The following is a 19,333-nucleotide window of genomic DNA, read 5'->3' as shown; positions in this document are numbered from 1 at the left end:
TAAAGAGCCACTCAATTGAGTGGCTTTTCTTTAGAGCTTGTTTAAGACTGAAAGCGCAGCACGTAAAAAAGGCCACTCATCTGAGTGGCCTTTTTAAAATCCAAGTTTTTAGTAGATATTAACAGGTATAGCCAAAACTTCCGTTACAACGCCACTTGGTGTAGTGACGACAACACTGAAAACACCGCTCTCGGGCTCATCGGCCCCCTTGACTGTTACAGCATATCTCGCAGCACTGTTTCGGTTAGTACTCGTCCAAGTATATGAAGGGGTACTGGCTATTGAACCGGCAGAAGTGGTAAAAGTCACGGTAGACCCAGCGGGCATTTGCTGGTTATGCAGATCAGATATAGAGAAAACAACCGAAGCAGCACTTTTACCAATTATATCTATGCTGCCACCCAAACTTGGGCCATCTTTATCTGAAATGAGCACATCATTTGCGTTTGTCGCATAAGCAGTGCTGCCGGACATCACCATCACCAGACTTTTTCTGACAAACAGCGACTGGGCATCTCCGGTTGCACAACCAGCGTGGGCAGGCTCCGAGCAAAGCACACCATTGTATTTGCCATCGGCAGCATCAAACTGACCATCGACATCGAAATCAATCAGCTCTTCATTGTCGCCGCCCGCTTGGCCACCGGACTGCTGGGGATTGAATATCCCATCTTCGTTATAATCGACGAAGGCATCGGTCAAATCATAGCCGTGACCACTGACATCCTTGCCGGTCAAAAACGCGGTCATTTCCTCGGCATCGAAACGGCCATTACCATTGGTATCGGGGAAGGACTCTTCTCCAACGGCGGTCGCGGTAATAGTGGCTCTGCCACCAAAATTCTGACCATAAAAACCGTAATAACGCCCACTATCTTCAACCAGATCATATACAGGGTTGCTAATTTGGTTACCGGCACCATCAATAATTTCTATGCCTTCGGGCCTGGCATTCTGACTGCGCCACACCACGGTACAAGCGCCGCCACTGGTCGTGCAGGAAGGGTCAATGGCGCCACCTTCGGTGGTGAAATACACCGCCGTGCCGTCGGGTACGGGGTTGTTGAAGGCATCGGCCAAACGCGCTGTCACCTTCACCTCGGTACCATCAAGATCCCAGCCTTCTGCGTTAAGCACTTCGGCAGACAAAGAGAAGCTGTCCTGGTCTGGTTTACCGGTAGAAATAACCAACACACTGGACTGACTGGAAATCAATGGATCTGTGCCATCAATGGATGCTGTCACCCGTACTGTCGTTGCCACAGTACCCGAAGTCACTACCGTCTGTGCTATACCCAAATTGTTGGTCGTGGCCGTGGCAGGACTGAGAGTTAAACCGCCCACAGAAGTATTCAGTGAAAAGCTTACCGCCTTATTGGCAACCGGGTTTCCATTGGTGTCCAGTACCTTAAACTTAACGGTGGAAGATTCATCACCACCGGTTCCCTTGATGCTGATATTTTCAGGAGTCGCGCTGACAAAAACGATACTGCCGGCATCGGCCGCCATGATGTTAATAGTACCGGTTGCGGAAAGGTTTTTACCGCCCACGTTAGCCGTTACGCTGATGGCATCATCGCCGACACAACCTTTGGCGAGGTAGGTGCTGGTTACAATGCCACCAACAGCTGTCACCGGGGTGCTTAACTCTGCTTCAGGAGTACTTTTACTGCTACAGGTAGAAGTGAAGTGCACATCAACCGGCTCAGTGTAGACGTTACCTTGATCATCCTGTAGTTTTACCGAAATCGACGCCGTACCGCCCGCTGAAAGGCTGGTCGCGCTGACGCTGGCCTTGCCCGACTCAAAGGTACCTTCTGCAGTCCCCATCAATACGTTGGTGGCACCTACCACAAACACTTTTTGCCCCAGCTCTCCTGTAGAGAGCGAAGCTGACGCCAATGCAGCACCTGGTTGACTGCCTGCATAAACATCCACAGTGGCACGACCATTGGCATCGGTAATGGCGGTCTTTATGGGTAAATCACCCAGAGTTGAATCAAAGGTCACAATCACGGTTTTAGACACGCCGGATACGGTCGCAACCAATTTACCTGGCTTGGTCGTGGAGATGGTATCTATGGCGTTACCGTTGACGTCTGTCAGAGTCAGACTCACTTGAGCACTGCTTCCGGTGGAACGACCACCGTCCCCCTTCATGTTGAAGCCAACTTTGCCACTTTCACCGGTGTCAACCGTAGCTGTGACAGTACCGGCCCCCTCTATGTCTGCGGTACTTAATGCAATGACAGCATTGCCATTGGCATCGGTCAATGCCGTGCCCGTGCCAGGAGTAAAAGTCCCCATACTGTCGTTATTCAGGCTGAAGGTAACCAACTTGCCTGCCTGCGCACCGGAAACCGAGCCGGTAACATTGGCGGTCACTGTGGCCGGAGTGGCAGCATCAATATCTGTATTGGAAATAGAAACCGATACTGTGATGGTATCCGTTGGCGTACCACCACCGCCATCTTCATCGGAAGAGAGACCGCCCCCCCCACCACAAGCTATCAGTAAAAAAGACAAAAAAGAGGCAAACCATAACTTATAAGCTGACTTCATTGTCAGACTCCCTGTTACTCTAATGATAATACGCAAGCTTTCCGCTTGTTACTTATAGGCTAACATTACACAATTTTCATGTAACTTTTCCATCGCTGATTTCTTTTATTTAGCGAAAATCCCGGAAAAGTTTCCTTAAGCAGCCATTTCATCGCACTCTGTTTCTTGTTAGGCTTTATTGCGCCAAAAATCAAAGCATAAAAATTACACAGGAAAGACGATGGCAGCCAATAAAACAAGCAAAATAGGCCTGACAGGCAAGATTTTAATCGGCATGGGTGCCGGTATTACACTGGGGCTGGTGCTGCGAATTCTGTTCCCGGATAGTACCTTTGTCAGTGACTATATCACCAATGGTTTTTTACATGTCATCGGCACCATATTTATTTCCAGCCTGAAAATGTTGGTTGTCCCGCTGGTATTTATTTCCCTGGTGTGTGGTACCTGCTCACTGAGTGAGCCATCCAAATTAGGTCGTCTCGGTGGCAAAACCCTCGCCTTCTATTTATTCACTACCGCAGTTGCTCTGACCCTGGCTATTTTAGCTGCGGTAATTGTGCACCCCGGCAGCGCCTCCATGGCCACAGAGAATATGGAGTACAGCGTCAAAGCCGCTCCGAGTCTGTCTGAGGTGTTAATCAGCATAGTGCCGACCAACCCCATGCAAGCCATGAGTGAAGGCAATATGCTGCAAATCATCATCTTTGCCGTGATTTTTGGTTTTGCCGTGTCCCATATAGGCGAACGGGGCAAACGGGTTGCCGCCCTGTTTGACGATCTCAATGAGGTCATAATGCGGGTCGTTACTCTGATCATGCAGCTCGCGCCATACGGCGTGTTTGCCTTGATGGGCAAACTGACCCTCACCCTGGGACTGGATACCCTTGGCAGTGTTATCAAGTACTTTGTACTGGTGTTGTCTGTGCTGCTTATCCATGCTTTCGTGGTCTACCCCACCATACTTAAAGCATTTTCCGGATTGAATCCTCTCATCTTTATCCGCAAGATGCGCGATGTGCAGTTATTCGCCTTCAGCACCGCCAGTTCCAATGCCACTCTACCCGTTACCATGGAAGCGGCTGAACACAGGCTGGGCGCTGACAATAAGGTTGCTTCTTTTACCCTGCCACTCGGCGCCACCATCAATATGGATGGCACCGCCATAATGCAGGGCGTAGCCACCGTATTTATCGCCCAGGTATTCGGTATTGAGCTGACTATCACCGACTACGCAGCTGTGGTGGTGACCGCCACGCTGGCATCCATAGGGACAGCAGGTGTGCCGGGTGTAGGACTGATTATGCTCGCCATGGTGCTGAATCAGGTGGGCTTGCCGGTTGAAGGTATTTCACTGATTATTGGTGTCGATCGTATGCTCGACATGGTACGCACTGCGGTGAATGTCACCGGCGACAGCGTCGCCACAGTCATTATTGCCAAATCCGAGGGCTCATTGAACGAGGCCGTGTACCTTGATCCCAAGGCCGGCAAGACCAGTGGCAGTTTTGATGCGGAAGTGCATCGCACGATTTGATTTTCACCCAAGCATAAAAAAGGCGTCCATCGGACGCCTTTTTATTATCAATATCTTACCTTTCCCAATACGACTCTTCGAGGCTGTCTTCCCGCTCAGGCAAACCACGGGACAAACGTGGGCTGTGCTGGGCCAATACTTCATAGGCGACCCGATTGGCATATTTGCAAATCTGTGAAAATGAAGAGTAGCAGAGCCCTTCATTCCTGTGCTTGCTGGAGCCCGGTACGTTGGCCTTGTGGAAACCGTTGGCTGCCAGGTCGTGCAGCAGTGCAGCCAAAGCCCCATCTCCGGCACCATTGGTATTGCGGATTTGCTCCGGTCCCCCCATGTATGGTGAGATATGGGCATAGACCTTAATCGCTTCCTGGCAGTCGCGCTTGCGCATCGGCCTGGAGAACTCATATCGATTGAATTCAGGTATCGCCCCAGGCAACAGGGTATGACTGGTTTCTCGCTTATCGCTCTCTTCGGTATAACCCGCCATGTACAGGCCTATGGGGCCCGCTGTGGTCAGTACCAGATCACACCATTCCAGTGCAGCTTCACTGGCAAGCAAGGGATCGGCATGTCCGGTCAGCGCTTCCCCTTCATCCTCGTTCATAGCAAGTATGGTGACATGCTCGCGGATAAAGTTTTGCCACCACAGGGGGTCTTCCTGGATAAGGAAACGGGTGCCCAGGGTCAGCACCACGGGCACATCGGCAGCCTTGGCGTAATTGATCGCCCGTATTGCCGCGTCGGTAATGCCATCGCCATCGCTGGCGCGCATCAGGTAGGCGGTCAATACCAGGGCTGCACTACCCTCCACCACCTCGCGGTTAATGTATTCCGGCGTCAACTTGTCCATGGCGCCCTTGCTGATGGCAAAAGTGCGCTCACCGCAGTCGGAGATCAGGGTAAAACAGCGGCCTATGGGGCCGTCGACGGGCTGCAGATAATTCAGGTCCACCTTGGATGAGGTATGGCACAGATAACGATAGGCATAGCTGCCCACCTCTATGTGCTTGCTCATGACCCCGAACAGCACTGAGCGGTCGTCGGCCAGAATCGAGTAGTTGTGCACCGTGTTGCCTATGGTGCCACCGGCAAACTCGTCGCTTATCAGGTTATTGCCCTTGAGTTCCTGATACAGGGCATGGGCTGCCACATCATCAATCAGGGTCGAATTTCCCTTGGGCAAACCATAGCGCGCAAGCAGTTCATCATGCACCTTGGCCTCAATGTCCACCAGGGTCTGATCTATGCCGCTGATATAGGTCACGCGCGGTTGCGTCTGCTGTGTCAGCTGCTCCAGCAGGGGATCACGGCTCTTGACGGGAAAGTAGTGTTTGGATTTACGCTGACCGGGAAACTTCATATTAGGCTCTCTTCGACGGACATCCCTGATCCTGCACAGGGCCAATTGGCCTGGCTCCGTAACGCTTGAGTGTAGGCCGGGGTGAGTCTGGCCGCCATTACAGCAGCAATCGCCACCTCACCGGCGATGCGGCGGCAGATTCTATCATAATTTTCCCGGCAGACCAGAGGCGGGTGTCAGGAGATCGAAAAGGAAGAGAAAGTGAAAGAAGTTGTGATGCCAAGGCTTGGTGATAGGCATAAAAAAAGCCTGTATTCACAGGCTTTCTTCAAAGATTGATCCAGCACTATTAGCTGAGAGCAGTAACGATCAGCTTGCTCACATCAGCCACACTCTGGGTGCCATCAAACTTGCTGTACTTGGTGTTGCCGGCGGCAGCCACCTTGCCGTAGTAATCCACCAGCGGCTTGGTTTGCTCATGATAAATGGCCAGACGCTTACGCACGGTTGACTCTTCATCATCGGGACGGATCACCAGCTCTTCGCCGGTCAAATCATCCTTGCCTTCCGCTTTGGGCGGATTGAATACCACATGATAGACACGACCTGAACCCGGATGTACACGACGGCCGCTCATGCGCTTGACGATTTCCTCATCGGGCACATCGATTTCAATCACATGATCTATGCTGATGCCATTGGCCGCCATTGCGTCGGCCTGGGGAATAGTGCGCGGAAAACCGTCCAGCAGGAAACCTTTGGCACAGTCATCCTGAGCGATACGCTCTTTTACCAGACCTATGATCAGTTCATCGGACACCAGTTGACCTGCATCCATCACTTTCTTGGCTTCCAGCCCCAGGGGAGTTCCAGCCTTCACAGCGGCACGCAGCATATCGCCGGTGGAGATCTGTGGAATGCCGTATTGCTCCATGATGAATTGAGCCTGGGTACCTTTACCGGCACCTGGGGCGCCCAATAGGATAATGCGCATTTCAAGAGTCCTCTTATTTCGCATTGACGTTCTTCTTAGGGCGGCGATCTTCGCACATCTGGCATCGCAATAGAAGGGTTTTGGCTACGACTTTAGCCACATAAAACGGTCGTGACCGCTGTGCATTTTTCAGTACAGTAAGCTATACAGCTTGCGACGGTATTGATTTGCAAGGCTATTCCCCTGCCCCATTGCTGTCAGCATGTCCATAAACACTTGTTTGATTTGTCCGCCGTGGGCACCAAGATCCTTGCCAAGCACCTCAAACAGCAACGCCAAACCTTCCTCCTCCCTGTGAGCGGCCACCAAGGCGCGAGCCAGTTCAATCCTGACGCCATAATCATCGCTGTTCTGCTCAAATGCCTGCTGCAACTGACGGATTTCCGGGGTATCGGCCGCTTCAAGCGCCAAAGTCAGCTTTGCCTTGAGACTCTGGAAATAACCGTCCTGATCGGCAAGGCCAATGGTATCCAGCAATTGCTGAGCAGTGGCTATATCCCCCAGCAGCAGGCAGGCATCGGCAAAGGGCAAGGCCACAGTGGCATCTTTGACTTCCTGATACACAGATTTCAGCAAATCATGGGCTTGCTGGGCTGCGTCACCTTTGGCCAACAAGGCCTTGGCCTCGGCCAGTTTCAATTGCCACAGGGGCGGCAAATGTTTCTCCAACATGGACTCTATGTCGGCATCGGCACGCTCACCGGCAAAACCGTCTATGGGTTGCCCCTGACTGAGCAGCAACACGGTCGGCAGCGCCTGAATACGGAAATAGGAGGCAATCTCCATCTCGGCCTCACAATCCACAGTGGCCAGCAAAAAGCGTCCCTGGGCACCCTTGGCCATATTGCCAAGGCGGCTGCACATTGCCTGACTTTCAGGCTGGCTGCGGGCGTGGAAGCACAGCACCACCAGTTGGTTGAGCGAGGTGTCCACCACTTGTTGGATATTGTCTCTGGTCAGGGCCAGCTCGATTACCTGTTGGGTATCCATATCATTCCTTTTCACGTAAACAGGGGGGCCAGAGCCCCCCTTGTGTGACTGTTACTTTTGGCTGTCCAGCAGCATCTTGTTCATCAGCTTGATAAAGGCCGATGGATCTGCAAGGCTGCCTTTCTCGGACAGGGTGGCCTGGCCCAGCAGCAGCTCGGCCCATTCACCAAAGACCTGCTCATCCTGCAACTCGCCCAATCGGGCCACCAGCGGATGCGACGGGTTCAGTTCGAAGGTGGGTTTAACTTCTGGCACAGGTTGACCCGCGGCCTGCATCAGCTTAATCATCTGGCTGGACATTTCACCTTCACCGGCAACCACACAGGCTGGGGTATCGGTCAGGCGACTGGTCACCTTGACGTCCTTGACCTTGTCCCCAAGGGCACTCTTGAAACGTTGCAGCAGGGATTCGGCTTCCTTGGCCGCCTGTTCATGCTCGGCCTTCTCGGCTTCATCTTCCAGGGCGCCCAGATCCAGATCGCCGCGGGTCACAGAGTGCAGTTGCTTTTCCTTGTACTCGTTTAAGTGGTTGATCAACCACTCATCGATACGCTCGGACAGCAGCAGCACCTCAATGCCTTTCTTGCGCAGCAGTTCCAGATGGGGGCTGTTGGCAGCCGCCTCGTAGCTGTCGGCCACGATATAGTAAATCCGCTCCTGACCTTCCTTCATGCGAGCAATGTAATCATCCAGGGACACGGTTGGCGCGGCATTGCCCGTATGGGTTGAGGCAAAGCGCAGCAGACCGGCAATACGTTCGCGGTTGGCGAAATCCTCTGCCGGACCTTCCTTGAGCACCTGACCGAACTCGGCCCAGAACTGCTGGTACTTGTCGGCATCATCCTTGGCCAGTTTTTCCAGCATGGACAATACGCGCTTGGTCAGGGCCTGACGCAGGGTACGGGTCACCTTGTTGTCCTGCAAAATCTCACGGGACACGTTCAGTGGCAGATCGTTGGAGTCGATAAGACCCTGCACAAAGCGCAAGTAGGACGGCATAAACTGCTCGGCGTCATCCATGATGAACACCCGCTGCACAAACAGCTTGAGGCCGTGTTTGCGATCCCTGTGCCACAAATCCCAGGGGGCCTTGGATGGAATGTAGAGCAGGCTGGTGTATTCCTGATTACCTTCCACCTTGTTGTGGCTCCAGTCCAGGGCGTCCGCAAAATCATGGGAAATGTGCTTGTAGAATTCCTGATACTCTTCGTCACTGATCTCGGACTTGGAGCGCATCCACAGGGCGGTGGCCTTGTTCATGGCCTTCCATTGCCCCTCGGTGGCAGGTACCGTTTCGCCGTCTTCGCCTTCGCGCTCCGGGCTGCCTTCCTGCCACATTTCCACCGGGATGGAAATATGATCCGAATACTTGGTGATGATGGAGCGCAGACGCCAATCATCGGCAAATTCTTTTTCTTCTTCACGCAGATGCAGCACTATCTTGGTGCCGCGATCGGCCTTGGTGATGGTTTCCACGGTAAAGCTGCCTTCACCCTCGGAGACCCACTTCACCCCTTCATCGGCGTCATGGCCGGCGGCGCGGGTAAAGACTTCCACCTTGCTGGCCACTATAAAGGCCGAGTAGAAACCGACGCCGAACTGACCTATGAGCTGCGAGTCACGGGCTGAATCACCGGACAGATTCTTGAAAAACTCGGCGGTGCCCGACTTGGCAATGGTGCCCAAATGCTCAATCACACCGTCGCGGGTCATACCGACGCCGTTATCTTCAATGGTGACTGTGCCCTTGTCCTTGTCGGCGCTGACGCGGACCCTGAGCTCGCCATCTCCCTCATAAAGAGCGTCATTGGTCAGTGCCAGATAGCGCAACTTGTCCGCAGCATCGGCGGCGTTGGAGACCAATTCACGCAAGAAGATTTCTTTGTTGGAGTACAAAGAATGGATCATCAACTGCAACAGCTGTTTGACTTCAGTTTGAAAACCATGGGTTTCTTGATGCGACATACTGGGTTCCCTTATCAATTCCTGATGTTACATAAAGTGTGTCGGCTCACGCCGTCGTTGGAATTAACATGGGGGCGCCCGGGGGCATTTCAAGGGTGAGTCGGGATTGAGCATGCAATCGGGCAAAAAACAAACAAAAAACCCTGCCATGATGCAGGGTTTCGAGTATTGGCGCGGAAATACTAGAGTGGCTGACGTCCGGTGAAGGACAAGGCCAAGGTGGTGCTGTCGACGTATTCCAGCTCCCCGCCCACCGGCACACCATGGGCGATACGGCTGACATTGACGCCATGACGTCTGGCGATGTCGGCAATATAGTGGGCCGTGGCATCGCCTTCCACAGTAGGGTTGGTGGCCAGGATCAGTTCGCTTATTTCATCTCTGCCCAGGTGTTGCTCCAACAAGGCCAGACCCAATTCTTCCGGTCCTATGCCATCGAGCGGTGACAGATGTCCCTGCAACACAAAATAACGGCCCTGGAAGTGGCCCCCGGCCTCAATGGCCAGCACGTCTGCTGGGGTTTCCACCACACAAATGGTATCGGCCTTGCCGCGCTTGGCACTGGCGCAGATGGGACACAGGGCTTCCTCGGTAAAGGTGCGGCACGACTGACAATGGCCCACATCGGCCATGGCCCGCGCCAGCGCGTCCGCCAGCTTGATCCCGGCCTTGCGATCACTCTCCAGCAGAGAAAACGCCATGCGCTGGGCCGACTTGGGCCCCACCCCGGGCAGGCAACGCAAATTCTGGATCAGTTCATCCACCAGCGGGCTGAAGCGCATTAACCAAAGCTCCTTAGAAAGGCATCTTCATGCCGGGAGGCAACTGCATACCACCGGTAACTTCTGCCATTTTAGCTTTCTGTGCTTCTTCGATACGGCGTGCCGCATCGTTACAGGCCGCAGCGATAAGATCTTCCAACATTTCCTTGTCGTCTTCCATCAGGCTGGGGTCGATTTCGACCTTGCGTACACTGTGACTGCCGGTCATGGTGACTTTGACCAGACCTGCACCTGATTCACCGGTTAGCTCCATGCGGGCAATTTCTTCCTGCATCTTGGCCATTCTGTCCTGCATCATCTGGGCCTGTTTCATCAGGTTGCCCATACCGCCTTTTCCAAACATATGCCTAATCTCTATCTGTTGATGTTCCGGCCAAGCCGGAGGAATGAAATTGGCTAATCTTACTGAAATAAATCAGATTAGCAATGCGAAAGCCGCTCAGGCCTCCTGTGGTTGTTGCAGCGGCGGCAAGGCAGGCAAAGCCCTGCCCCGGGCCCCCAGCAACTCACCGGGATAATTGAGACTGTCCGGTTGCAATTCTGCCCCGGCCCAAGTCATCAGCCAGTTGACGTTGGGATCGGCCAGCAAAGAAGCCTGTGCCTGTCCCAGCAATTCCTGGTGGAAACGCTGACGGATCTCCAGCGGCGTTTCCCGTCCCACTACCTGCCCCACGTCCACCTGCACCTCAGTGACATGCCCCAGCGCCCGTCCAAGGGATTCCACCAGCTGAGTGATGGCAATGGGCGCAGCCAGATGTTTCTGGTCCGGCTTCAGCACCAATTGCAGTGGTTCAGACCAGTCAAGGCACACAGAGTTAACGGCCAATTGCCGCACCCGGCCGCCGATATCCAGGGCCGACATCAGCTTGTACCAACGCAAGTCGTCCTGATGTCCGGTAATGTCCCCCAAGTCAGCGGGCACACTGAGGTTAACGGTGCCGCTGGCGGTTTCGGGATTCGCAGGAAGCCCAGCGCCATCCTGTGACTTTTCCGCAGTCTGTTTGGCCTCAGTCTGTTTGGCCTCAATCTGCTTGGTCTCAGCCTGCGTGGCCTCTGGCTGTTGCTCTGCTGGCAATGGCACTTCTGGCTGTGGCACTTCTGGCTGTGGCACTGGCAGGTGCGGCTCGATTGCGGCCCCGGCTTTCGCTTCAGCTCTAGCTTCGGCTGGCAATGAGGTCTCGGCAGCGGCGTCCACCACAGGCTTCGCAGCCTCTTCCCATGGAGGTCTGTCTTCATCTGCAGGGGCTGTTACTGCCGGTGTCGGTGCCGGTGCCGCAAGCTGCGGCTCATCTTGCGTAATAACAGACTCGGCGCTGTCACTCTTTGCCTCAACGACCTCGCGCTGACGGCTTAGTGGCTGCCAGGACTTTTTTGGGTCACCTTCCTCGGCAACATCGCTGCCCAACTGTGACAGCAGATCGTCTCTGGCCGCCAGTACCGCATCGAGAATGTCATCACCCAATGCCAGTGGCGCTGTCGCCTGAGGCGCGTCCAATTCAGGAACTTGCTGCTGGGCCTGAGTCACCTGCATCGGCAGCAGCTGTTCCTGAGGCGCTTCGTCAGGCACAAAACCAAACATGTCTTCACCGGCAAAGCCCTGACTTTCGGCCTGTGACAACAGCAGGTTTTGCTCCGCAACCAGCGCTGCATTCGCTTCATCCATGTCTTCCCATAGCCCTGAGTCAAGCTCAGGCATATCCGCCTGACTGGACTGCACGGGAGCATGGGCTGAATCATGGCTATCGGTAACATCGGCTTGGGACGCTGGTGTTATTGCACCTTGGTCCATTTGGGCCTCGACGCTTGCCGGCTTGGCAACCGGGGGAGTTGGGGCGTTGTCGGCCATAACCGGCGCTGCCGATACTGTCTTGGTAGCCGCCGGTATATCCAGCGCCACGCCTTCTCCCTTTTGCCAACGCTTGGCCGGCATCTGTGGGATAAAGGCGACGGCACGCAGCAAGGTCATTTCCAGTCCGGTTCTGGGATCCGGAGCGAAGGGCAGCTCTTTGCGCCCCTCAAGCAAAATCTGGTAATAGAGCTGCACCTGCTCGGGGGCCAGTGCCTTGGCAAAGGCCAGCACCTGTTCACTGTGTTCAGACAGTTCAGCGGCGGCCGGAGCAAACTGGCTCAGGCTTATCTGGTGCAGCAGCTCAAGCAAGGAACGCAGCAGTTCATCGGCATCGGCACCAAAGGCCAATGCCGACGACGCCGCCTGCATCAGAGGTGCTATCTCGGCCTGGGCCAATGCCTGCAGCAAATTGATGACCTGACCTGTATCTACACTGCCGAGCATGGTCTGCACCTGCTCGCGCAGCACCTGTCCTGCACCGAAGGCTATGGCCTGATCGGTCAGGCTAAGGGCATCACGCATGCTGCCCTGGGCCGCCTTGGCCAGCAGCTCCAGCGCGGGCGCCTCGAACGGCAGACCTTCGGCCTTGAGGATAAGCGCCAACTGCTGACTTATCTGCTCTTTGGACAAGCTCTTGAGATTGAATTGCAGGCAGCGGGACAACACTGTCACCGGCAACTTTTGCGGATCCGTGGTTGCCAGCAGGAACTTAACGTGTTCAGGGGGTTCTTCCAGGGTTTTGAGCAGGGCATTGAAACTGCTCTTGGACAGCATGTGCACTTCGTCTATCAAGTAGATCTTGAAACGGCCGCGGCTGGGCCGGTACTGGACGTTATCCAATATTTCCCGGGTGTCGTCCACCTTGGTGCGGGACGCCGCATCCACCTCAATCAGATCGACAAAACGACCCTGGGCAACCTCCACACAACTGGCACACACGCCACAAGGTGACGCAGTGATCCCTTGCTCGCAGTTCAATCCCTTGGCAAACAGGCGGGCGAGACTGGTCTTGCCGACACCGCGGGTGCCGGTAAACAGGTAAGCATGGTGCAAACGGTTTTGACCCAGGGCATTGGTCAAGGCATGCAGAACGTGGGACTGACCCACAACCTGCTCGAATTTGGCAGGGCGCCATTTTCTGGCTAACACCTGGTAAGACATGAAACTCCCCACAGATAAACGCGTTCGGGAGCAAGCTCCTCATCATGGGGCAAACATACCACGCCCTTGGCACACATGCCACACGGCCATGATGGGGAGCCTGATTTCAGCGACGGGAACGGGGAATTAATCGCCTTCAAATTCACACAGTTTGAAGATTTCCAGTCCCTGATTGGCGAGGCGTTGCTCTCCGCCCAGATCCGGCAGGGAAATCACAAAGGCGGCATGGGCCACTTCGCCGCCCAGACGACGGATCAACTTGACCGTGGCTTCGATGGTACCGCCGGTCGCCAGCAGATCGTCAATCACCAGCACCTTGTCACCGGGCTTGATGGCATCGACGTGCATTTCCAGGGTGTCATGACCATATTCCAGCTCATAGCTTTCGGCTATGGTTTCACGGGGCAGTTTGCCGGGCTTGCGCACAGGCACAAATCCCACACCCAGCTCCAGCGCCAGCGGCGCGCCAAACAGGAAGCCACGGGCCTCGGTACCAACAACCTTGGTAAAGCCCTGGTCACGATAACGCTCAAGGAAGAGTCCCATGGCCATTTTATAGGCCTGATGATCTTCGAGCAGACTGGTCACGTCACGGAACATGATCCCGGCCTTGGGGTAATCAGGAATGGTTTTAATGCTCTGCTTGATAAGCGCTAGGCTCTGTGTGTTCATAACGGGTTTCACATTTGATTTGCCAGCAAGCTGGCCTTAAACAACAAAAAAGTCCACGCACAGGTGGACCCAACAAAAATCCGGCTAAAGCTTAAGCCCCTTTGAAGCCGGATGCAACCGACGACGAAGGTGCCGGTATCTGACTCTGGGCTGCGGCTCACAGTTCCGGCTTTTTCTTCAATCGTGCCACTCTTTTCCCTCATCGTTCCACTCTGGGATCCGGTGCACGCACCAGAGCAACACCAACATGCCCACAAGAAGCACGGCCTTCACCCACAACAGTGGCACCAGATAAATGCTGAGGACAAAGCTGGCGGTCGATAGCCACATAATCCGCCGTTTGATAACCGGTCTCACTGCTCGACGCTCTTGCCAGTGGCGCAATGGCTCACCCAGATGGGGATGCTGTTGCAACCATAAATGCAGACGTGTGCTTGAGCGGGCAAAGCAAAAGGCCGCCAGCAACAGGAAAGGCACTGTCGGCAGCAGCGGCAGGAAGATCCCCAGGATCCCCAAAACCAGGCTGAGCAAACCGACAAACAACAGCAGACTACGGATCAACATAGGCAAACAAAACAGCCACTGAATTCAGTGGCTGTTTGCGGCTTAGATAAGGCCGGAGTGCTTGAGCCAGGACAGGCTGGCGGGCAGTGTAGGCAGCATCATGACCAGCAGGAAACCAAGGAAATACAGAACGTTAAATGGATCTTTAAATGGCTGGCTCATGACAGCTCCTCTTGTTTGAATGACGAGTGAGCGTGACAGGGCTCACAAAATGGCCGCCATTCTAGCGGTTGATCCCGAAAATAAAAACAGACTAAAAGTAGGGTTATTTCAATTTTTGTTGAATGATGCCCTTGTCAGCCAGCTGCTGCAGCAATTGCCACAAGCCTGCGGCCAGGGTTTCTTCATCCATGGTGGGATACAGCTCGGACAGCGCCTGGTTCAGAGCGCCCAAATCCAATCCGGGCCGCTCCGCCAACAGCGCCAACGTCTGTGCTGTCAGAGGGTTGAGGCGCAGGAAACAGACCCTGTCGTCGGCATCGCGATATACGCAAAAGAACAGGGGTTCTGCTGCGGGTGCCGCGGGACGAAAATCGGCTCTGATCCGCTGCACCTCATAGTGGTATTGTACCACTTTTGCATGACTTGCGAGCAATAAAGGGGCGCAGCCAATGTCCCCGACCAGCGGGCCCTCATGGTCCGGTGTTTGGGCTATGCTGACCACCAGCTCCAGCCATTCATAGTGGGCCAGCTCCAGCATAAAAGGCGGATCCAGCTCGGTCGGCTGATATTCCTGCTGCAGGAATGCCAAAAATTCGCCGGCGATGTCCACAAACAAAGGGGATTGGCAATCATGCTTACGGAAAAACAACCTCACCAGCTGCAGCCAATCGCCGGCAGTATACAAACTCTTGAGTACCGGGAAAGCACTGCTGACAAAACCCTCAACGTTGTTGAAGAACAGCTCCCGGTAGACCGCCATCCTGGCCTCAGGCACGTCAGCTGGTACGGCCATGTCCGGCGCTTTGATGGCCTCAATAAATTGCTGTTGTATTGATATGAAACTCATGACGCATCCTTAAGCTGCAAAGCTTTTCGCTGGGCGCTGTGGATCTGCTGCAACTCAGCCAGCAGCACTGAGGTGGCGGGAATATTGAAGTCTCGCTCCAGCAGGGTCGGATGCACCCCATGAATGCGATAGCAATCATCAAGGAGCTGCCAGACAGGGTCGACTATTGCAGCGCCATGGGTATCGACTATCAAATCCTCGGCCTCCACATGGTGGCCGGCTATGTGAAGATAACGAATACGATCGGTCGGCATCGCGGCCAGGAAAGCCCTTGGATCATAGCCATGGTTAACCGAGTTGACATATATGTTGTTTACATCCAGTAACAGGCCACAATCGGCCTCGTCCAATACCGATGTGACAAATTCCAGTTCACTCATTTCGGCGCCGGGAGCAGCATAGAAGGAAACGTTTTCCAGAATTAGTGGCCGCTCGAGTATGTCCTGTACCTGGCGCACCCGCTTGGCAACGTGCGTCACCGCATCTGAGGTGAAGGGAATGGGCATCAGATCATACATATGCCCCTTTCCGGAGCAGTAGCTCAGGTGCTCCGAGTAAATCTCGATACCGTGTAAATCCAGAAAGGATTTGACCCGTTTGACAAAATCTATATCCAGATCATTGGGGCCGCCAATGGAAAGCGATAAGCCATGGCAGAAGAAGCGGTGTTTTTCGGTCAGCTGACGAAACTGGCGCCCTAACTTGCCCCCCAATGGCATCCAGTTTTCCGGCGCCACTTCAAAAAAGTCTATCTCCTGCGGCACCGCAAGGCAGAATTCGTTAAGCATTTCCCGCCGCAGGCCCAGGCCCGCCAGGGCACGTTCGGACATTTGTTGCTCCTTTTTTACCGATAACAAGACGGCTAATAAAAAGGCCAGCCAGGCGGCTGGCCTCTGCCAAGCTTAACGTCCGGAGATCAGTGCTTGCCGCCGCAGTGACCTTCCTTGCTCTTGGCGCTGCCGCAATGACCTTCTTTGGCCTTGACTTTATTGGCTTCGGCACCGGCCTTACCTTCCATGCTGTGCTCCATGCCTTCGGCACTGCGTTTCATATCTTCACCGCATTTGCCTTCTTTGGCTTTCATGTCGCCGCCGCACTTGCCTTCTTTGGCTTTCATGTCATCGCCACACTTGCCTTCTTTGGCCTTCATGTCGCCACCGCACTTGCCTTCTTTGGCTTTCATGTCATCGCCGCACTTGCCTTCTTTGACCTTCTTGCCTTCGCCACACTTGCCTTCTTTGGCCTTCATGTCGCCGCCGCACTTGGCTTCACCGCACTTGCCTTCTTTGGCCTTACCTTCGCCACCCTTGCCTTCATCACCAACCAGTTGGTAACCCGCCTGCATTTCCTCAAAGCCAAAGGGATTGGCGTTGGCTTGGGCAGCAAATGCCGCACCCACAACGACGGTACCCAGGGCTACTGCTACGGCGGTTTTCTTTACTGAACTCATAATTGTCTTCCTTCTTTTGTACATGCTGTTATGGGTCACCAACAAAACGGCTACCTTGTTGGTCTGCAAACAAAGACCCCGGCAGCAATGATTTTATTGCGCAACTTGGGATAATAATCACACTTTTCCCAATCACCCTCTGTTAGGCAAGATCACCTTAGTTGGCAAGTGCAGATTAATCAAGAGCTTAATTCGAAGTAGAAATCGTGCTTCAGTGGTATGGAAACTCGCGGTAAAATGCCCGCCCTTTTAGCAGCGAGTTCCAAGGACACTGCAGTGCGAATAATTCTGGCCCCGATGGAAGGGGTGGTTGACCATCTGATGCGGGAAATACTGTCCGCCATCAATCCCTATGATTTGCTGGTGACCGAATTCGTGCGGGTGGTGGATCAATTACTGCCGGAGAAAGTCTATTACCGCCTTTGTCCCGAACTGCTGCAGGGCGGTACTACCCGGGCAGGAACGCCGGTCAGGGTGCAGATCCTGGGCCAGGAACCGGGTTGGATGGCTGAAAATGCTGCCCGGGCCGTGGCCTTGGGTTCCAAAGGGGTAGATGCCAACTTCGGCTGCCCCGCCAAAATGGTCAACCGCAGTAAGGGCGGTGCCGTATTGCTGCAATATCCGGAGCTTATTCACGACATAGTCAAGGCCATGCGCGATGCCGTACCCGACACGCAGCCGGTGACGGCCAAGATCCGCCTGGGCTATGAAGACAAATCGCTGTTTATGGAAAACGCCCTCGCCGTCTATGAGGCCGGCGCCACCGAGCTGGCGATCCACGCCCGCAGCAAGGTCGATGGTTATAAGCCACCGGCTTATTGGGAATACATCACCGAAGTGCGTGAACGCCTGCCGATCCCTGTCATAGCCAACGGAGAAATCTGGAGCCGCGAAGATGCCGAGCGCTGCATGCAGGTCACGGGCTGCGACAGCATCATGATTGGCCGGGGCGCAATATCCCTGCCCAACCTGGCAGCCACCATTAAGGACTGTGTTTCACCCTACAGTTGGGAGCAAACCCTGGGGCTGATGCTCGACTACACGGCCCAGGAACTCAGTGGTCACAAGAGCGACTATTATCCGGCCCGTATCAAACAGTGGTTCAGTTATCTCAACCGCCAATATCCCGAGGCCGATGCCCTGTTCCGCGAGCTGCGGATCCATAAAACCACCGATGCCATAGTGGCAGAGTTACAATCGGCACAGGCAAAACTGCATCAGGCCGGATAAAACCGTAAAATCACCTAGGTATTTGATCGGCATCATGGTCTGCCTGTGCAGCAAGACTAGACTGAAGATCCATCAATCAAGGTATAACAGGTGCCGCCGTGAGCATGCCAAACATCAGACACGCACTGTCACAGCTAGAAGCGTCACTCAGGGAAGAGCTTGGTAACCAGTCACTGCCGCAGGTGGCCGCCATAGCGACCACGGCTCCACTGAGCGATATCATCAACACCCTGACAGATCTCCATCTGAGCGAAACGCCATTGTTCGAGCGCCTGCTGCGCCTGGACGCCGCCTGGTGTCAGTTGGATCTGGGGCTCTATGGCCTGTGTGCCGACTGTGAAGAGCCCATAGAAGCGGATCTTTTACTGGCTGATCCTTCGGAGCAGCGCTGTGCAACCTGCGCCGAACACTTCCACATGGGTCACAGACACGAGCTCAGGCTCAATCACTGATCCGGGCACGCAAGGCAGGGTTCCAATCCCCCGCTACAAGCATAAAAAAAGGAGCCTTGAGGCTCCTTTTTCATTCGCAGACCCGAATTAGCGAGTGCGTGGGCACAGCTCGTCGGCAGCGAAGAAGTAAGCGATTTCGCGCTCGGCAGAAGCCAGAGCGTCAGAACCGTGTACTGCGTTCTCATCGATGCTGTCAGCGTAGTCAGCGCGCAGAGTACCGCGGGCAGCTTGAGCTGGGTTGGTGGCACCCATGATTTCACGGTTGGCCAGAACGGCGTTTTCACCTTCCAGAACCTGAACCATGATAGGACCGGAAGTCATGAAAGAAACCAGAGCACCGAAGAAAGGACGCTCGCTGTGCTCAGCGTAGAAACCTTCAGCCTGCTCTTTGGTCAGATGAACCATTTTGGCTGCAACGATCTTCAGACCGGCAGATTCAAAACGATTGTAGATTGCACCGATGTGGTTTTTGGCAACAGCATCAGGCTTGATGATAGAAAAAGTGCGTTCGATCGCCATAACTAGCTTCCTTTGTGAGCAAGTTGGAAAAATTCGCGCGGATTATACGAGATTTAAAAGGTAAAGCCTATCTTTTATGAGCACAAAGACAGCGAACTCCCCAAGAGTTCACTGTCCTGTCATAAAGCTCAGCGATCGCGGCGTTTCAGCCACCAAGCGGTCATCAGAGCCGGCAAAAGCACCACAGGCCAAAGTTCGAGCAGATGGTGAAACAGACCTACCCCACCGTGGCCTTCATGGGCCAGCGCCAGGGAAGGCAACAAGCAAAGTATCAAGAGGTATTTCATGGCAACATCCTTT

At 54.3% G+C, this 19,333-nt stretch carries 18 protein-coding genes; 3 read left to right on the top strand and 15 right to left on the bottom strand.

The features are described 5' to 3' along the window. Nucleotides 1-108: 108 nt before the first annotated feature. Entirely contained in the window at nucleotides 109-2,562 is a 2,454-nt protein-coding gene (locus JYB85_RS07015) for an Ig-like domain-containing protein (RefSeq protein ID WP_207381610.1), read from the bottom strand. Nucleotides 2,563-2,782: 220 nt separating this feature from the next. On the opposite strand from JYB85_RS07015, the gene JYB85_RS07010 reads away from it, so the two are divergent. After that, complete coding sequence (locus tag JYB85_RS07010) at nucleotides 2,783-4,096, top strand: dicarboxylate/amino acid:cation symporter (RefSeq protein ID WP_207381609.1); 1,314 nt, start codon at nucleotides 2,783-2,785, stop codon at nucleotides 4,094-4,096. 55 nt (nucleotides 4,097-4,151) lie between these two features. Here the strand turns inward: JYB85_RS07010 and JYB85_RS07005 are convergent, their stop codons facing one another. The 12 genes from JYB85_RS07005 to JYB85_RS06950 all read right to left on the bottom strand — a co-directional run bounded on the left by JYB85_RS07005 (nucleotide 4,152) and on the right by JYB85_RS06950 (nucleotide 16,832). After that, nucleotides 4,152-5,456 carry an inosine/guanosine kinase gene (locus JYB85_RS07005; protein WP_207381608.1) on the bottom strand — a complete coding sequence of 435 codons (1,305 nt, stop codon included), beginning with the start codon at nucleotides 5,454-5,456 and terminating at the stop codon, nucleotides 4,152-4,154. A gap of 289 nt (nucleotides 5,457-5,745) precedes the next feature. Beyond that, complete coding sequence (adk, locus tag JYB85_RS07000; RefSeq protein ID WP_207381607.1) at nucleotides 5,746-6,390, bottom strand: adenylate kinase; 645 nt, start codon at nucleotides 6,388-6,390, stop codon at nucleotides 5,746-5,748. Between the two features lie 129 nt (nucleotides 6,391-6,519). Then, nucleotides 6,520-7,380, bottom strand: a complete 861-nt coding sequence (locus tag JYB85_RS06995; protein ID WP_207381606.1) for a tetratricopeptide repeat protein — start codon at nucleotides 7,378-7,380, stop codon at nucleotides 6,520-6,522. A 51-nt stretch (nucleotides 7,381-7,431) separates the two neighbouring features. Beyond that, nucleotides 7,432-9,345, bottom strand: a complete 1,914-nt coding sequence (gene htpG / locus JYB85_RS06990; protein ID WP_207381605.1) for a molecular chaperone HtpG — start codon at nucleotides 9,343-9,345, stop codon at nucleotides 7,432-7,434. A gap of 182 nt (nucleotides 9,346-9,527) precedes the next feature. Continuing rightward, nucleotides 9,528-10,127, bottom strand: coding sequence for a recombination mediator RecR (gene recR / locus JYB85_RS06985; protein ID WP_207322650.1), 600 nt, complete (start codon nucleotides 10,125-10,127; stop codon nucleotides 9,528-9,530). Nucleotides 10,128-10,140: 13 nt separating this feature from the next. Further along, nucleotides 10,141-10,470 (bottom strand): YbaB/EbfC family nucleoid-associated protein, encoded by a 330-nt coding sequence (locus tag JYB85_RS06980; protein WP_207322649.1) that lies wholly within the window; start codon nucleotides 10,468-10,470, stop codon nucleotides 10,141-10,143. Nucleotides 10,471-10,566: 96 nt separating this feature from the next. Further along, nucleotides 10,567-13,137: a DNA polymerase III subunit gamma/tau gene (dnaX, locus tag JYB85_RS06975; protein WP_207381604.1), complete on the bottom strand. Its 2,571-nt coding sequence runs from the start codon at nucleotides 13,135-13,137 to the stop codon at nucleotides 10,567-10,569. Nucleotides 13,138-13,263: 126 nt separating this feature from the next. Further along, the gene (gene apt / locus JYB85_RS06970) at nucleotides 13,264-13,809 is read right to left on the bottom strand and encodes an adenine phosphoribosyltransferase (protein WP_207322647.1); all 546 of its coding nucleotides are present in this window, start codon (nucleotides 13,807-13,809) and stop codon (nucleotides 13,264-13,266) included. 177 nt (nucleotides 13,810-13,986) lie between these two features. Then, nucleotides 13,987-14,373, bottom strand: a complete 387-nt coding sequence (locus JYB85_RS06965) for a YbaN family protein (protein ID WP_207381603.1) — start codon at nucleotides 14,371-14,373, stop codon at nucleotides 13,987-13,989. A gap of 265 nt (nucleotides 14,374-14,638) precedes the next feature. Then, complete coding sequence (locus JYB85_RS06960; protein ID WP_207381602.1) at nucleotides 14,639-15,382, bottom strand: HvfC family RiPP maturation protein; 744 nt, start codon at nucleotides 15,380-15,382, stop codon at nucleotides 14,639-14,641. After that, nucleotides 15,379-16,212 (bottom strand): HvfB family MNIO-type RiPP peptide maturase, encoded by an 834-nt coding sequence (locus JYB85_RS06955; protein ID WP_207381601.1) that lies wholly within the window; start codon nucleotides 16,210-16,212, stop codon nucleotides 15,379-15,381. The genes JYB85_RS06960 and JYB85_RS06955 overlap by 4 nt, the downstream gene beginning before the upstream one ends. A gap of 86 nt (nucleotides 16,213-16,298) precedes the next feature. Further along, entirely contained in the window at nucleotides 16,299-16,832 is a 534-nt protein-coding gene (locus JYB85_RS06950) for an HvfA family oxazolone/thioamide-modified RiPP metallophore (RefSeq protein ID WP_207381600.1), read from the bottom strand. 276 nt (nucleotides 16,833-17,108) lie between these two features. Between JYB85_RS06950 and JYB85_RS06945 the strand changes: the two genes are divergently transcribed. Together JYB85_RS06945 and JYB85_RS06940 are read left to right on the top strand one after the other, a co-directional pair. Further along, nucleotides 17,109-18,062: a tRNA-dihydrouridine synthase gene (locus JYB85_RS06945; protein ID WP_207381599.1), complete on the top strand. Its 954-nt coding sequence runs from the start codon at nucleotides 17,109-17,111 to the stop codon at nucleotides 18,060-18,062. Nucleotides 18,063-18,160: 98 nt separating this feature from the next. Next, nucleotides 18,161-18,514 carry a TraR/DksA C4-type zinc finger protein gene (locus JYB85_RS06940; RefSeq protein ID WP_207381598.1) on the top strand — a complete coding sequence of 118 codons (354 nt, stop codon included), beginning with the start codon at nucleotides 18,161-18,163 and terminating at the stop codon, nucleotides 18,512-18,514. A gap of 87 nt (nucleotides 18,515-18,601) precedes the next feature. Here JYB85_RS06940 and ndk read toward each other — a convergent pair whose 3' ends face one another. Together ndk and JYB85_RS06930 are read right to left on the bottom strand one after the other, a co-directional pair. Further along, nucleotides 18,602-19,033: a nucleoside-diphosphate kinase gene (ndk, locus tag JYB85_RS06935; RefSeq protein ID WP_207322640.1), complete on the bottom strand. Its 432-nt coding sequence runs from the start codon at nucleotides 19,031-19,033 to the stop codon at nucleotides 18,602-18,604. Nucleotides 19,034-19,161: 128 nt separating this feature from the next. Next, nucleotides 19,162-19,320 carry a hypothetical protein gene (locus JYB85_RS06930; RefSeq protein WP_207322639.1) on the bottom strand — a complete coding sequence of 53 codons (159 nt, stop codon included), beginning with the start codon at nucleotides 19,318-19,320 and terminating at the stop codon, nucleotides 19,162-19,164. Nucleotides 19,321-19,333: the final 13 nt, after the last annotated feature.

This window comes from Shewanella sedimentimangrovi (assembly GCF_017354965.1).
Classification (GTDB): Bacteria; Pseudomonadota; Gammaproteobacteria; order Enterobacterales; family Shewanellaceae; genus Shewanella; species Shewanella cyperi.
This window is presented reverse-complemented; position numbering and strand designations above follow the sequence as displayed.

Bases quoted from the DNA above. Each gene is read 5' to 3' on its own strand.
- JYB85_RS06995 (WP_207381606.1), bottom strand. From the start codon at position 7,380: ATGGATACCCAACAGGTAATCGAGCTGGCCCTGACCAGAGACAATATC.
- JYB85_RS07005 (WP_207381608.1), bottom strand. From the start codon at position 5,456: ATGAAGTTTCCCGGTCAGCGTAAATCCAAACACTACTTTCCCGTCAAG.
- JYB85_RS06950 (WP_207381600.1), bottom strand. From the start codon at position 16,832: ATGAGTTCAGTAAAGAAAACCGCCGTAGCAGTAGCCCTGGGTACCGTC.
- JYB85_RS06960 (WP_207381602.1), bottom strand. From the start codon at position 15,382: ATGAGTTTCATATCAATACAACAGCAATTTATTGAGGCCATCAAAGCG.
- JYB85_RS06930 (WP_207322639.1), bottom strand. From the start codon at position 19,320: ATGAAATACCTCTTGATACTTTGCTTGTTGCCTTCCCTGGCGCTGGCC.
- JYB85_RS06980 (WP_207322649.1), bottom strand. From the start codon at position 10,470: ATGTTTGGAAAAGGCGGTATGGGCAACCTGATGAAACAGGCCCAGATG.
- htpG (WP_207381605.1), bottom strand. From the start codon at position 9,345: ATGTCGCATCAAGAAACCCATGGTTTTCAAACTGAAGTCAAACAGCTG.
- JYB85_RS06955 (WP_207381601.1), bottom strand. From the start codon at position 16,212: ATGTCCGAACGTGCCCTGGCGGGCCTGGGCCTGCGGCGGGAAATGCTT.
- apt (WP_207322647.1), bottom strand. From the start codon at position 13,809: ATGAACACACAGAGCCTAGCGCTTATCAAGCAGAGCATTAAAACCATT.
- JYB85_RS07015 (WP_207381610.1), bottom strand. From the start codon at position 2,562: ATGAAGTCAGCTTATAAGTTATGGTTTGCCTCTTTTTTGTCTTTTTTA.
- JYB85_RS06965 (WP_207381603.1), bottom strand. From the start codon at position 14,373: ATGTTGATCCGTAGTCTGCTGTTGTTTGTCGGTTTGCTCAGCCTGGTT.
- adk (WP_207381607.1), bottom strand. From the start codon at position 6,390: ATGCGCATTATCCTATTGGGCGCCCCAGGTGCCGGTAAAGGTACCCAG.
- JYB85_RS07010 (WP_207381609.1), top strand. From the start codon at position 2,783: ATGGCAGCCAATAAAACAAGCAAAATAGGCCTGACAGGCAAGATTTTA.
- ndk (WP_207322640.1), bottom strand. From the start codon at position 19,033: ATGGCGATCGAACGCACTTTTTCTATCATCAAGCCTGATGCTGTTGCC.
- recR (WP_207322650.1), bottom strand. From the start codon at position 10,127: ATGCGCTTCAGCCCGCTGGTGGATGAACTGATCCAGAATTTGCGTTGC.
- dnaX (WP_207381604.1), bottom strand. From the start codon at position 13,137: ATGTCTTACCAGGTGTTAGCCAGAAAATGGCGCCCTGCCAAATTCGAG.